We start from the raw sequence: 13,842 nt of genomic DNA, 5'->3' as shown, positions 1-13,842 counted from the left end.
CGAACTCAGGACTCAGCAGCAAATAATTCCACTGCCAGATCAGCTAACTGGCGCCGATCTGGCTTTGCATCGCGGCGGCAAACGGTCGGCCACTGGTAAAACTGATCTGGAACCTTAAATTTCGGCAACGATTTTTCTAACAAGCGTCGCCAAACTTCGGGTTGTTGCTGCTCCGCTGCCACAAAAGCAATCGGCCGACAACCAAAGGTCGGATGCGGCACGCTTACCACCACAGCAGATTGAATATCTGGCAGCTCTTGCAACCAATATTCAATCTCTTCCGGGTAAATATTCTCCCCACCCGAAATGAACATTAGATCTTTCCGACCAAGCACCTTCAAACAGCCGGCCCCATCGACTTCCCCTCGGTCTCCCGTGCGAAACCAGCCTTCCGAGTCAACCGGTAGATTGACCGAATGATTTACCAAATAACCTCGGAACAAGCTCTCACCACGAACTAAGATTTCGTTGTCGTCCGCAATCTTTAATTGCCGTCGCGACAGAAGCGTCCCTGCTTTCCCCACCGTTTCTCTACAAACTGGATCGGGACTCGTGGTGACCTGAGATGCCATTTCCGACAACCCGTATGTGGTGTAGATCGGCCAACCTCGTTCGACAGCAGCCAACACCTGCCGGGAAGACCAAGCGTTTCCCCCTAGCAGAACTGCCCGCAGCGACGCTGCGGGCATAACGAGGCTCGTATCCAGTTGTCGAAACTGTGCTGGTACGACGCTCACGTGACTTATTCGATCGTCTGTCAACAATTGTGACAATCGGCGATTCGGTCGGGCCAAGATCACCGTCGCACCAGCTACGATGCAACGAAACAAGATTCCGTAGCCGGCAACGTGACAAAGAGGTAACGATAAAAGCCATCGATTCCCGGGCACTAAGGGAAGATTTTCATTGGCTCCCTCGGCATTCGCCAAATGGGCCTTCAGATCGTGGACGATCGCCTTCGGACTTCCCGTGCTGCCAGAGCTAAACACAATCGTGGCAAACACCCGATCGTCCACCGTGGCACGACTCAGTTCCTCATTTCCAATCATCGCTGCGTCTGGCGTCGACAAATCGGAGGTCGGGGTTTTCAATTCCGAAAAAACGAATTTTGCATCGACAGATTTGGTTGCATTTTCGACGGCAAGTTCCGGCCAACGTGGATTGATCAGACAGGTGACCGCCCGTATTCGGAACAAGGCCCAAACGGCACATATCAACCGATAAGAATTTTCGGCTTGGATCACGACACGTTCACCGGCAGTGATCCCCAATTCGACAAATTGCTGACGTGCCAGCGTGACATCCCGATCGAGTTCAAGGAACGACTTTCCACCCGTGGACGTCTGAACGGCGATTCGAGTAGTAAATCGACGGGCCGCAAGGCTGACAGGGCAGGGAAGACGCGTCACAGGACCACTTCCTCAATTCTGTTGAGGTCGACCTTCGTAGCAGTGAGCGACAATTGCCCGCCTGACATGTCCAACGAATCTGCGAGCAAATCATTTTGCAACCAGTGATAGGTATCCAATCCGGCAGGCGTATGGGGAGCGTAGTCGGCGGCCCAGCGGGCCACATTGAGAATACCCACCCCACTTTCAAAACATGAACTAAAAGTGAGAGGCAGGCCCCAATTCAGCAACGAACGAATCATCTTAACGCCTCCAAGCAAGGTGGGTTTGACAATCAGTGCCGCAGCATTCTCGTAACGCAGCAGGTCACGCTGTTCCAGAAGTGTTTCGTCCAACGCGTATGGCATTTCCGTCGCAGCGAAAAAACTTTCCAAATCGTTGCTGAACTCGGTAGGTTCTTCGATGTACTCGATATTTAGATCGCGAACTGCATTGGCGAATTCCACAGCCTGTTCAAGCCGCCAGGCACGATTCGCATCTAACCGCAGTGTTTGGTCTGGTCGCAGAATCCGATCGACTGTTTTGACGAGTTCAATGTCAGAGATCAATTCAGATTGTCGCCCAACTTTCAGCTTCACGGATCGATAGTCGGCTTGTGCAGCAGCCTCTGCCTGGCTGAGCACGCTGTCCCAATCACCCATCAACAACGCATTGACGGGCACCACCCGATCCGTTTCTATTATTGGCTGGTTGTTTGCGCTATCGATAGCAAAGCGAAGGCTGGGCGGAAATTCCAGCTCAGAGCCCGGAAGGGCCTTCAACACATCGTCAAACGTTTCAACACTAAAACCGGGCAAGGGTGAGGCGTCACCCCAGCCATTCGTGACTTCCGAGTGCACCAGAATCCCGGCGCGCGTTGTCACGTCTTCTCCGTGCAGCCGCAAAGGTTTGGCAAGCGGTATGCAATAACGATAAAATCGGAACCCTACCACACAAACACACATCCTAAGCAAAAGATCAAGGTGTAGCCGAGCAAAAGCGCCGCTGTTCTTCCTAAGAACGGATTGAGCTTCGAGCCCTGCAGGTCACCAAGACGGCGAGCCATCCCCACACCGGGGGCAAGCATGAGGGAAGCGATCAAGACACCAACCGGTAAATCGCCAAGTTGCCACAAACCAACGGGAACCGCAGCAGCTGCCAAAATGCAGATCAGGTACTCAACTCGAGCAAAGGTCAGGCCAAATCGCACGGCAAGTGTTCGCTTGTTTGCAGAACGGTCCTCGTCAACGTCGCGCAAGTTATTGACCACCAATATAGCCACTGAGATGAATCCCGGGGCAAGGCCAGCAATCACGGTTGACGGTGCGAATTGGAGCGATTGCACGTAGTAGGTTCCAGCCACTGCCACGGGACCAAAGAAAACCAGCACGAACAGGTCCCCAAGTCCCAAATAGGCCAACGAATATCGGCTGGCCGTGTAAAGCACGCCAAACAGAATACTGAGACCTCCGATCACAGCGAATGGCCAGCCTGCTCGATAAACCAAGTAAATGCAGATCAAGACGGTGATCAAGAAAGAGAGCACCGTCGCGACCAACATTTGTCGTGGCGTCGCCAAACCGGCTTGCACCGCCCGCGTCGGCCCTTTTCGATCCTCAGTATCTGCCCCCTGCATGAAGTCACAATAATCATTGCAGAAGTTTGTACCAATCTGGATCGATAAAGCACCCACTAAGGCCGCAACAGCCGACGGCAGATGAAACAGGTGATCACGGTAGGCCAGCGCGACTCCAATCATTACCGGACAAACACTCGCCAGCAATGTCTTGGGACGCGCCGCTTGCAACCAGACACGAAACATCAGGAACCTACCTTCCTTGCGGGGGACCGACTAGCCGCGTTTCGGATACTGCGAAAAATTAGGAGGTCGCTTTTCTACGAATGCATTGCGTCCCTCTTGCCCCTCTTCCGTCATGTAAAACAACATGGTCGCGTTGCCGGCTAACTCCTGCAAACCCGCTTGGCCATCACAGTCCGCGTTCAAACTCGCCTTTAAGCAACGCAATGCTACGGGCGATTTTGAGAGAATCTCGCGACACCAGCTAACCGTTTCCTTCTCGAGTTCAGCATACGGCACCACAGTGTTGACCAATCCCATGTCGAGCGCCTGCTGGGCGTTGTATTGCCGACAAAGAAACCAAATCTCGCGTGCCTTTTTTTGACCGACAATTCGCGATAAGTAACTGGCCCCATATCCACCGTCAAAGCTGCCAACTTTGGGTCCGGTCTGACCGAAAATCGCGTTGTCGGCGGCAATCGTCAAATCACACACCACGTGGAGAACATGGCCACCACCAATCGAATAGCCGGCCACCATGGCAATCACAGGTTTGGGACAGCTACGAATTTCTCGTTGGAAATCAAGAACGTTTAGATGTTCGGTACCAGACTCGTCCTTGTAACCTGCTTCCCCGCGTATTTTCTGATCTCCGCCAGAACAAAAAGCTTTCTCACCTTCACCCGTTAGAATAATCACACCGACCGATGCGTCCTGTCGCGCATCCTGAAGTGCCGTTCGCATTTCGTTCACCGTTAATGGCCGAAAGGCATTTCGTACTTCCGGTCGATTGATCGTAATTTTTGCGATCCCATCAAAACGCTCATAACGAATATCGGTGAATTCCTTGATGGTCTCCCAGGCAATTCCACTCATCCGGTCAACTCTCCTCTGGTAAACGGGTGACAAATTGTTCCAACATCGAAACGAACCACATAGGTCGTTCTCGATGCACGATGTGTCCGCAATTCGCGGCAAGATGCAACTCAGCCTTGGGGATTCGTTCAACCATCTGCCGACTGATGTCAACGTATTTGTCATCAAGCTCGCCGGCAACCACAGCTACGGGGATTTTTAGCTCAGAAAGCCCAGCCCAATAGTTTGGCTGCTTGGCCACCGAATAGGTTCGCATTAGCTCGATTTGGCGTTGGCGATCCAAATTCACCTTTTGAGCAACAAGCGAATTGATTTCCGCTGCATTTCGTGGCTGAAAAACGGTTTGCCGGTACCACCGCCGCAAAAACTCATCAATCGGGCCACGTGCCAACATCTCACATACTTCCAAATCTTTCTGCCAGCGATTTTCTCGAAACTTCCCTGCTAATCCAGGATTTCCGGAAACGAAGACGGCAGCACGAATCTTCCGCTCAGAATCCGCGAGCGCGCAGCCAAGTGCGACGCGAGCGCCCATGCTGTATCCAACGATCACACAATCCGGAGGTAAATCCCGACAAATCGCCTCGATCCCGGATTGCCAGCAGTTGGCAGATGGAATCGTGATCGAATCCGAAACGCACGACAAAGAACTTTGCACCTCCCCCCAGTCGGCAGGCGATCCGAGGAAACCGTGAATCAACACAAGCGAGTTCATTGGACGACGTCCCGCAACAATTTTTCGATCGTGCGGTGCAATCGGATGTTGCTTTGCCGCTCAGTCATGACCTCAATGATTGCCGAGCAATGACCGCGAGTGGCGATTCGATACTGATCCTGAAACTCCTCGCATGTTTTTGCTTTTGAGTATTTGATACCGAACATCGCTCCCGCATGCTCAAATCCAAATCCGTGCGGCGTCCCAAAAAATTCTTCGAATTCAGGCGTTTCGTTGACGACGGGCAAGAAATGAAAGATTCCTCCTCCGTCGTTATTGATGATCACGACAACGACCGGGGGCGCGGCCTTCGCAACCATCGCCAAAGAGTTGAGATCGTGAAGTGCGGACAAATCACCTAACAACAGCGTGACCGGATTATCAAGGCCGATTCCGAAGCCGACCGCAGACGCCATGATGCCGTCAATACCGCTCGCACCGCGGTTGGCTCCAACGGATAAGGCACGTTCGGCATCCCACCGTCCAAACATGTCCATGTCACGGATCGGCATGCTGTTCCCCAGAAACAGAGCGTGCTTCGGCGGGATTTGCCGAGCGATTTGGCGGGCCACATACGGTTCAGACAGACCGTTTTCATCCAAGACCCGGTCGGCGATTTCAAGTGCAGTGGACGAATGGGCCTCCCAACTTCTTTCAAACGCAGCCCCGCTCGAATTTTCCAGCCTGATTCCGTCACAAAACGATTCAATCGACCCTGTATACCTTTGGGTAACTCGATGAACCGGATCCACACGCATACCATCCGAGCTAACATGAACATAATGCTGGGGTGGATTGGAATCAATGAATTGCCACCAACGTTTCGAGGTGATGCGACCTCCAAAATGAATCACGGTTTGCGGAACGCAATGATCGGCTCTGAGGAGTTGCAGATCGAAAGCGAGTCCATTCAGACCACTGGTTACGTCTCCTAAAAAAGGACAACCCAGCCGCGCAGAGACGCGCCGCGCAGCTAATGCCTCCGACTCTCGACATCTCCCTGCGATAACGAGGGTGTCTCCTCCAGCCAGTTCCAGATCAACACGCATCTCCAATGGAGCTGGCAGATTTGGAAGCGACAACCGTTCAATCACCCGCGAGGAATCGGCTCCAACACCGAATGGTTCGCGATACATGCAATTGAGATGCACCGGGCCTGATCTCGATCGGTCGATTGCATAGTCGACAGTGGCTGCGAGCGACCGGAGTGGAATCGAGTTAGTGGGGCAGGGGAGATCAAAATACCACCTGACGTACTCGCCAAATATCTTCTGCTGATCAATGGATTGATTCGCACCCGTTTCACGCAATTCAGGAGGTCGGTCTGCGGTTAGTAGCAATAAAGGAACGCCATCCATCGAGGCCTCGACAACCGCTGGCAGGGCGTTCGCGACAGCCGTGCCGGATGTGCAGACGAAGGCAGCGGCTGAATTCCGACCACGCCCAAAACCGAGGCAAGCAAAAGCCAGAGCTCGCTCGTCGAAATGCTGGATCACCTTTGCCTCAGCACACTCCGAAATCGCAACGGTCAACGGGGTACAACGAGAGCCGGGTGCGACGAAAAAATGATCAACTCCCTGAGCAACGCAGCGGGTCACCAGCGCTGATGCCCAATCGTGGTTTAGCTGATCCGTCGAGGGCTTTTGATTCATCAGGCCTGGCTCCTGGGAGACGTTTGTAGTCCGGAGATCACGCCTTGTGGCTGCGGACTGGTTCCTATCCCGCATGCTGAATGATGTCGAGGAAGTCTCCGATTTTATGTTCGATCTCCTCCCATTCAAGCTGGGCAGTCGAACCAGGGACAATTCCAGCACCCGAATACAGCGAAAGCTGCCGGCCTCCAACCAAGCCAGATCGGATCGCAACCGCAAACTCGGCGTCGTTGGAGCCAATGTAGCCAACCGGCCCCGCGTACCACCCGCGATCGAAAGGCTCCAAACGATCGATTTCCGCCAGAGCGTTCTCAGTGGGATAGCCACCAACCGCGGGAGTTGGATGCAATCGCTCGATGAGACAACCATCGTTGACATTTGCCCGAAGTCGACCAGACACCCGGGAGAATAAATGTTGCTTTTTCGCCAATTTCAGGATCGAGGCCTGCGAGTCGACCTGCAAGCTCTCGACGTGTGCGTGCAACCGCTGACGGATGCTTTTCCTGACGATGTCATGCTCAAGCTGGTCCTTCGTACTCGCCAACAGTTCCTCGGCCAGTCGGCGGTCTACTTGAACATCAACGTCTCGGCGACGCGTCCCCGCAACGACTTCACTCGTCAATTCTCTTCCATTTCGTTTGAAGAGACATTCCGGCGTCGCCCCCAAAAACGCGTTGCGTCCGTCGAATTGGAAACAAAACTGATAGCACGCGTGAGTCGCCGCTGCCAGACGCTCGCTGAGGGCGACCGGGCACAGCGTCTCAGCAAATTCAAAAGTGGCTTTCCGCGCCAGAACAATCTTCTCGAGTACCTCCTGTTGAAACAGCTCAAGCGACTTCTCGATGGATCGCTCCCAATCTCCAAGCTCCGGCAGATCCCGTCTTTGAGTCGCCGGCGGGATGCGACTCGGTGGAATTTCAACGTTCCAGTGGAGTTTTTGCAGAAAGTCGATCGACGTGTCGCGATCGGCCGCATTTAACACGACGACTCGCATCACCGAACCATCATAAGTTGCCCTCGGAAGCCAAAACTTCGCCGTGCCAAACGACTGCCAAGGACCCGTTGCGATCGGGCGATCTCGCCGGAAGGCGAAACCACCGTAAAAGTTGAGTTGTGGATCTCCATCGAGGATACGACGGCACTCGTCGAAGACGGTTGCAGCGGGCATGCCTGGATCCGCTTCAACAGTGCTGGCTGCGCCAATACCGCAAACCGTTGCCGAATCCCCTCGGTTGGACCAAACCAGCTTTTCGCGAGTGGTTTGTCGACGAAGCCATGATGTGGGTGAAACCGACGCAGCCAAGGGCGCCGAAGCGACGAACGGGAATTTCTTAGCCGAGATTACCTGTCGCTGAAGCAGATCGCGAGTTGTCAGTTTTTGATCATGAAGAGTCGCTTCAATCATCTCGTATTCCTACATGGCCGAGGCCAAACTCCCAGTCTTCGTCAAGGTTTTCGACCAACGTACAAAGTGGCAACACCAAGGGTGAGCGGGTAAAAATGAACATCTTTCAAACCCACGTCGATCAGCCGGTCGGCAAGAGCTTGGCCATAGGGAAACTCTCCAACGCTCTCCGGCAGGTAAGAGTAGGCTGCCTCGTTGTTGCGAGCCAACCACTGTCCCACCTTGGGAAGGACTCGGCGAAAATACCAGCCATACAGCGATTTGAAGGGCTCCCACGCCGGCATCGAGAATTCCAAAATCGCAACTTTACCACCGGATCGGCAAACTCGAGCCATCTCGCGAATCCCTTGGTCCGTGTCGGAAACGTTTCTGAGGCCAAACGCAACCGAGACCAACTGAAACTCCTCGTCGGCGAACGGCAGTTGTTGGGTGTCCGCTTGCAGGAATCGCAAGCTGTCGTTGATTCCGGCTTCTTTTTGCTTCTGACGGCCGACATCTAGCATTTCCGGGCAGAAATCGGTAGCGACGATCGGCACGGAACCCTTCGTTATCTTCCAATACGCTAAGGCCAGGTCGCCTGTCCCTGTACAAACATCCAGAATGGGTCCCGAATCGTCAGGCGGCACTTTCCCAACGGTCCACCGTCGCCAGTATTTGTCAATGTTCATCGACAAAAGATGGTTCATTCGGTCGTATTTTCCCGCGATCGCACCAAACATTTGCTGCACGCGGTCGTCTGATTTGTCGACTACCATGACTTGCTCGATCGTACTACGCTCTTGTGGGGCTGGGGTCCGCTTCCCGCCGAGGATGTAACCGAAATCAAGAGAATACCTTAACAGCCCGCATACCGTCAGGTCACCCGCCATTTCGTTGACAAGTGCCAGCTTGGCAGCGAGGGGACCTTGCGCTATCGCAAGAACCGATAAGATCAGCAAAAATTCGCACAATTCGACTGATCGTGTTGCTAATCTGATGAATCTGCCGGCGATTTGAGGCAACCCACTCGGTTGTCACGACGGGACCGCGAAGCAACGTGCGAGCTCGCTTCCCCCCTACAGAAGATCGAGAGTCATCATGCCCAGACATCTCCGAGTCCACCTTCTGCCTGAACTCACCCAGCCTCGTGAGCCCGGTCGCAGCATCGTCGTGATCATCGACGTTCTGCGCGCGAGCACCACTATCGCCCATGCGTTGGCAGCCGGCATCCACTCAATCGTGCCTTGTCTCGAAATCTCCGAGGCGAGGGAGCGAGCTGAAAAAAACAGAGCAAACAGCCAGCTAGGTGTGCTTCTGGGCGGGGAACGACAGGGCAAGCCAATTCCCGGCTTTGATCTGGGAAATTCACCCTCCGAATACACGTCCGATCGGGTGGATGGTAATCGATTAATGTTCACAACGACGAACGGCACCCGGGCAATGATGCGTTGCCTGGGGGCCCATCGCGTATTGATCGGCAGTTTTGTCAATTTCTCAGCAATCTCTCGGTCGATCGAAAATGCACCGGAGATCGAACTGGTATGTGCGGGAACCAACGGAGAGGTCACGCGAGAGGATGTTCTGTTCGCCGGCGCTCTTGCCACCCGGCAACAAGCAATCGATACGAAGTTGGTCTTCAACGACAGTGCCCAGTTGGCTTGTGACGTTTGGCAATCAATTGGCGGAGAAGCCGTATCGCACCAAGGTTTGACCCAGCAATTGGCCGATACCACGGGAGGTCGAAATCTGGCGAGCATCAACCTGTCCGCTGATATCGAAATCGCAGCACGGATCGATGCTTTGACAGTTGTTCCCGAGCTATTTTTGAACGACTGGCAAATCCTCGCGGCCGATCAATGATCCCCTTCTTGGCGTAGACCTGAGCCATGGGGTCCGATTACATTAGTCAATTCCTGAACTTTTTTTCGCAGTAACAAGCGTGAATTCCTGAATAATTCCACCGAAAAACGAAGCCCGATCATGAACATGGAAAAACTTGTTTCGCTCTGCAAAAGACGCGGTTTTCTCTTCCAATCTAGCGAGATTTATGGCGGGCTTAACGGTTTCTGGGACTACGGCCCGTTGGGCGTTGAGCTCAAACGAAACGTCAAAGAGGCTTGGTGGCGCGACATGATCACGGCTCACGATGATTCGAGCACTGCCTCGGGAGCCCCGAGCAGCTACGAAATGACGGGGTTGGATTGCACGATCATCATGCATCCTCAGGTCTGGAAATGCTCGGGACATTACGACCTTTTCCATGATTTCATGGTCGATTGCCGTGAATCAAAACGGCGTTACCGTCACGACCAAGTCTGTGGCCGCTGGATTGACGCAAAAGATCGGCGGGTCTTTGTGGCGGTCGAAGAATCCGAACATGCGGAAGATGACCTGCAAAAGAAAGCGTTGAAGCTGCTCAATTTGCGGGCAAAAGACGCGGCCAAGCTCAGCTGGGACGGTTCAATCGTGTCGTTGACCACGATCGAAGATTTTGATTGCGTACTTGGCCCAGATGCGAAGGAAGTCGGAACGCTCACCACACCGCGCGAATTCAACCTGATGTTCAAAACCTACGTCGGCGCCTTATCTGGCGAAGAAGGTGCCGCATTCCTGCGACCGGAGACCGCTCAAGGCATCTTTGTGAACTTCAAAAACGTGTTAGACAGCACACGTGTCCGCGTTCCCTTCGGCATCGCCCAAGTGGGCAAAAGCTTCCGCAACGAAATCACGCCCCGCAATTTCACTTTTCGTTCTCGCGAATTCGAGCAAATGGAAATTGAATTCTTCTGCCACCCCGATCGCTCCCGAGAATGGTATCAATATTGGCGAGATCGCCGCTTCCGCTGGTACACCGATCTGGGACTGGCCGGTGAACGATTGCAATTGCGCGACCATCACCAGGACGAACTTAGTCACTACTCCACGGGCACAGCCGACATTGAATACGCTTTCCCATTTCTCCCGGAAGGCACATTTGGCGAACTGGAGGGTATTGCCCACCGAGGTGACTTCGACCTACGAAGCCACATGGAGGGCAAACTGGACCCAAACACCAATCCGTTGGAAGTTGAAAAAAATGAACATGGCCAACCAAAGTGGCGAGGAAGCGGCAAAGACCTCACCTATCGTGACGACCTCTCAGGCGAAAAATATGTTCCCCACGTAATCGAACCATCAGCAGGAGCCGACCGCGCGACACTTGCGTTTTTGTGCGAAGCCTATACCGAGGATGAGGCTCCCGATGACAAAGGCAAAATGCAAACCCGGGTGCTCATGAAATTCCACCCACGACTCGCGCCGATCAAAGCCGCGATTTTCCCACTGGTCAAAAAGGATGGAATGCCTGAAACCGCCAAGAAGATCTATCGCGAACTCAAGCAGCATTTCAACGTCTTTTACGATGAAAAGGGGGCTGTGGGTAGACGTTATCGTCGGCAGGACGAAGCGGGGACCCCGTACTGCGTCACGGTCGATGGTCAAACCGACTCTGATCAAACGGTCACCATTCGTGACCGTGATACGCTCGATCAAGATCGCATCAAGATCGCGGATCTGGCCGAAGAGCTGCAACAGCGTCTGCGACAATAAAAACATTTGCAGACGGCAGGGAAAACGAGCCCTCAAAGGGCGACCGGGAAACTGCTCCCTGTTTTTGCCTGACGAGATACCAGCGTCATCAGCACAAGGCAGACAGCCACGAGCGAAAGCGAACGGGGCTCTGGCACGCCGTTGACGCCCGTAAGCGGCCCTTGTTCGTAGCCGCCGTCCCGGAAAGCTGCAACGAGGTCACCACTCGTAAAATCCCAATCACCGTCCCAATCACCGTCCGTCCAACTAGCATTTTGCGGTATCAAGTCTTCGTATTTCCCAGCACCAAACACGGTCACCAGGTCGGACGTGTCGAATTCGCCGTTCAGATCGGCATCGCCAAAGTAAGTTTCTTTCCAATCCTTGACCCATGACACACGATCGGCCTGGTTCACGAGTTGGTCATCATTTAGGTCAAACACCAACTCATTCGTGCCAGCCATGACAACGTGTGTCAAAGCGTCCACATCGGCTGCAGTACATGAACCATCGCCATCAAAATCACACCCAGGTTCGGTGATTTGGTTCAGATCAAGCACGATTTCCCAGGGTTTTTTCAAGATTCCACTCGCTGACGTTAATATGTTCGCGACTCCACTTCCATCTAAATTGGAACGCTGAATCGTCACCAAGCCATTGTCGACCCAGTACAAATGGCCACGCTCCACGTCTAAGGCAACCCCATGGGGAGCCGCGTCAACACCTTGGGGAGGCACAGTGTGCAGCGTTTCAATATTCGAACCATCCAAATTAGCTCGTTGAATGCGATCGGTGCCCCGGTCGGCCCAGTACATCTTGCCGCCCGCCAAATCCAGATCAATGCCTCGAGGCAATTGCAAGCCCGTGGTCACCAAATCAACCAGATTGCCACCGTCAAAGTCAGAACGTTGTATTTTGTCTGTGCCATAATCGGTCCAGTAAATGTGTCGGTCCGCATGATCCAATCGGAGAAAATAGGGACTACCGAGCCCCGTCGCCAAATCCTCGACGTTGCTGCCGTCTAAATTCGCTCGCTGGATTTTACCTGCCGATGCATCGGCCCAGTACATCTTGTTCGAGGGAACGTCTAGTACAATGCCCGCCGGAAAACGCAAACCGGTCGTCACCAGATCTTCCGGAAGCCCCCCATCAATCGGAGCTCTCCGGATGCGATCGGCGCCGTTGTCGGCCCAGTAGAGCATTCCATTGCTGAAGTCGACCGCTACACCGCGGACTTGAGACATCCCGGAGGCTAAGAGTTCGCTGTGAGTACCGTCAACGTCGGCACGACGAATCGTGTTGGCTCCTCGATCCGACCAATACATTTTCGGCAATTGAGCCCAAGCCAGTTGGGAAGGCAAGAGCACCGACAAGAGCCCAGCCAAGAAGAGGATGCGTGTCATGCGAGTGCCTGATCAGTCATAAAGCCAATGAAAGTACATCACTGGTCCGATTCTCGGCGGAGAAACGGCTTTTGTCAAAGAATTCCCCTTTTGGCAGAGGTTGTCGCATCCGATCGAATGCACTAGGAGTGTTGCAACAGAAATATCTCTCCCCCGTTCGAGCAATATCCAATGATTCCAGCATTAAGCCAAGTTTGCACACTCAATTCGAATTTTGAGGACGACATCGCCGACTACGCGGCCAGCCATTGCCCAGCGGTCGAGATCTGGCTCACCAAACTCGAGGAATACATCCAAAGTTGTTCTCTATCGGACGCCCGTCATTTACTTGAAAAACATCAGGTCACGCCATTTGTTGCGAGCTTCCAGGGGGGTCTTCTGAGCTCGCAGGGAGAGGCCCGAGCGTCTGCCTGGGAGCTATTTGCGCGACGCCTTGAACTTTGCCAGGAATTGGAAATTCGCACCCTGGTCATGGCTTGTGATGTGCTGGCACCGCTGAACCAAAGTCTAATCGACCGCACAAAATTGTCCCTCCAACAGGCGGCCGAGGCAGCAGGCAAACATCAAATAAAGCTTGCCCTGGAATTCCAGGCTCGTTCGGCGTTTGGAAACAATCTTCAGACCGTCGCTGCTTTGGTTGAGGAGGTAGGAAGTGCTCATTTGGGTATTTGCTTGGACGTGTTTCATTTCAACATTGGCCCCAGCAAGTATGCCGATCTCGCCCTGCTGAACTCCGAAAATCTCTTTCACGTGCAACTGTGTGATTTGGCTGACGTCCCTCGAGAATTTGCCAGCGATTCAGATCGCATCCTCCCGGGTGATGGCGATTTTGCCATCGCACCAATCGTCGCCTATTTGCAAGAAATCAAATACGAAAAGTGTGTTTCCATCGAACTGATGAATCCACAAATCTGGCAAGTGCCAGCTCGACAATTCGGTGAAATTGCCATCACGGCTCTTCGCCAAGCTTTAGGGCAAGCCAGTATGGATTAACCCATTCTCGGGACAAAAAACGAACTTCCCGGAGCTCCAGCGACCGGCTGAAAGCAGGTGCTGCTC

Annotated in this window: 12 protein-coding genes; 3 read left to right on the top strand and 9 right to left on the bottom strand. The window is 53.5% G+C overall.

Translation table 11 applies throughout. From position 1 onward, the window contains the following. Window positions 1-5: 5 nt before the first annotated feature. The 8 genes from menE to ubiE all read right to left on the bottom strand — a co-directional run bounded on the left by menE (window position 6) and on the right by ubiE (window position 8,589). Window positions 6-1,409, bottom strand: a complete 1,404-nt coding sequence (gene menE / locus P8N76_00395; GenBank protein ID MDG2380107.1) for an o-succinylbenzoate--CoA ligase — start codon at window positions 1,407-1,409, stop codon at window positions 6-8. After that, window positions 1,406-2,353 carry an o-succinylbenzoate synthase gene (menC, locus tag P8N76_00390; protein MDG2380106.1) on the bottom strand — a complete coding sequence of 316 codons (948 nt, stop codon included), beginning with the start codon at window positions 2,351-2,353 and terminating at the stop codon, window positions 1,406-1,408. The genes menE and menC overlap by 4 nt, the downstream gene beginning before the upstream one ends. Continuing rightward, window positions 2,335-3,210, bottom strand: coding sequence for a 1,4-dihydroxy-2-naphthoate polyprenyltransferase (locus tag P8N76_00385; GenBank protein ID MDG2380105.1), 876 nt, complete (start codon window positions 3,208-3,210; stop codon window positions 2,335-2,337). Before P8N76_00385 ends, menC begins: the two co-directional genes overlap by 19 nt. A 30-nt stretch (window positions 3,211-3,240) precedes the next feature. Next, complete coding sequence (menB, locus tag P8N76_00380; protein MDG2380104.1) at window positions 3,241-4,053, bottom strand: 1,4-dihydroxy-2-naphthoyl-CoA synthase; 813 nt, start codon at window positions 4,051-4,053, stop codon at window positions 3,241-3,243. Window positions 4,054-4,066: 13 nt separating this feature from the next. Beyond that, on the bottom strand, window positions 4,067-4,777 hold the full coding sequence (locus tag P8N76_00375; protein MDG2380103.1) for an alpha/beta fold hydrolase: 711 nt from the start codon (window positions 4,775-4,777) through the stop codon (window positions 4,067-4,069). Then, entirely contained in the window at window positions 4,774-6,429 is a 1,656-nt protein-coding gene (menD, locus tag P8N76_00370; GenBank protein MDG2380102.1) for a 2-succinyl-5-enolpyruvyl-6-hydroxy-3-cyclohexene-1-carboxylic-acid synthase, read from the bottom strand. Before menD ends, P8N76_00375 begins: the two co-directional genes overlap by 4 nt. A gap of 64 nt (window positions 6,430-6,493) precedes the next feature. Next, on the bottom strand, window positions 6,494-7,834 hold the full coding sequence (locus tag P8N76_00365) for an isochorismate synthase (protein MDG2380101.1): 1,341 nt from the start codon (window positions 7,832-7,834) through the stop codon (window positions 6,494-6,496). 41 nt (window positions 7,835-7,875) lie between these two features. Beyond that, a complete protein-coding gene (gene ubiE / locus P8N76_00360) occupies window positions 7,876-8,589 on the bottom strand; it encodes a bifunctional demethylmenaquinone methyltransferase/2-methoxy-6-polyprenyl-1,4-benzoquinol methylase UbiE (GenBank protein ID MDG2380100.1) in 714 nt (237 codons plus the stop codon). Between the two features lie 322 nt (window positions 8,590-8,911). Between ubiE and P8N76_00355 the strand changes: the two genes are divergently transcribed. Together P8N76_00355 and P8N76_00350 are read left to right on the top strand one after the other, a co-directional pair. Next, entirely contained in the window at window positions 8,912-9,673 is a 762-nt protein-coding gene (locus tag P8N76_00355; protein ID MDG2380099.1) for a 2-phosphosulfolactate phosphatase, read from the top strand. Window positions 9,674-9,799: 126 nt separating this feature from the next. Further along, window positions 9,800-11,401, top strand: coding sequence for a glycine--tRNA ligase (locus P8N76_00350; GenBank protein ID MDG2380098.1), 1,602 nt, complete (start codon window positions 9,800-9,802; stop codon window positions 11,399-11,401). 32 nt (window positions 11,402-11,433) lie between these two features. On the opposite strand, the gene P8N76_00345 is transcribed toward P8N76_00350, so the two are convergent. After that, on the bottom strand, window positions 11,434-12,783 hold the full coding sequence (locus P8N76_00345; protein MDG2380097.1) for a hypothetical protein: 1,350 nt from the start codon (window positions 12,781-12,783) through the stop codon (window positions 11,434-11,436). Between the two features lie 171 nt (window positions 12,784-12,954). On the opposite strand from P8N76_00345, the gene P8N76_00340 reads away from it, so the two are divergent. Then, the gene (locus P8N76_00340) at window positions 12,955-13,776 is read left to right on the top strand and encodes a sugar phosphate isomerase/epimerase (protein MDG2380096.1); all 822 of its coding nucleotides are present in this window, start codon (window positions 12,955-12,957) and stop codon (window positions 13,774-13,776) included. Window positions 13,777-13,842: the final 66 nt, after the last annotated feature.

The sequence above is a fragment of the Pirellulaceae bacterium genome (assembly GCA_029243025.1).
Taxonomy (GTDB): Bacteria; Planctomycetota; Planctomycetia; order Pirellulales; family Pirellulaceae.
Note: the sequence above shows the minus strand (reverse complement) of the source record. Positions and strands in the feature narration are given on the sequence as shown.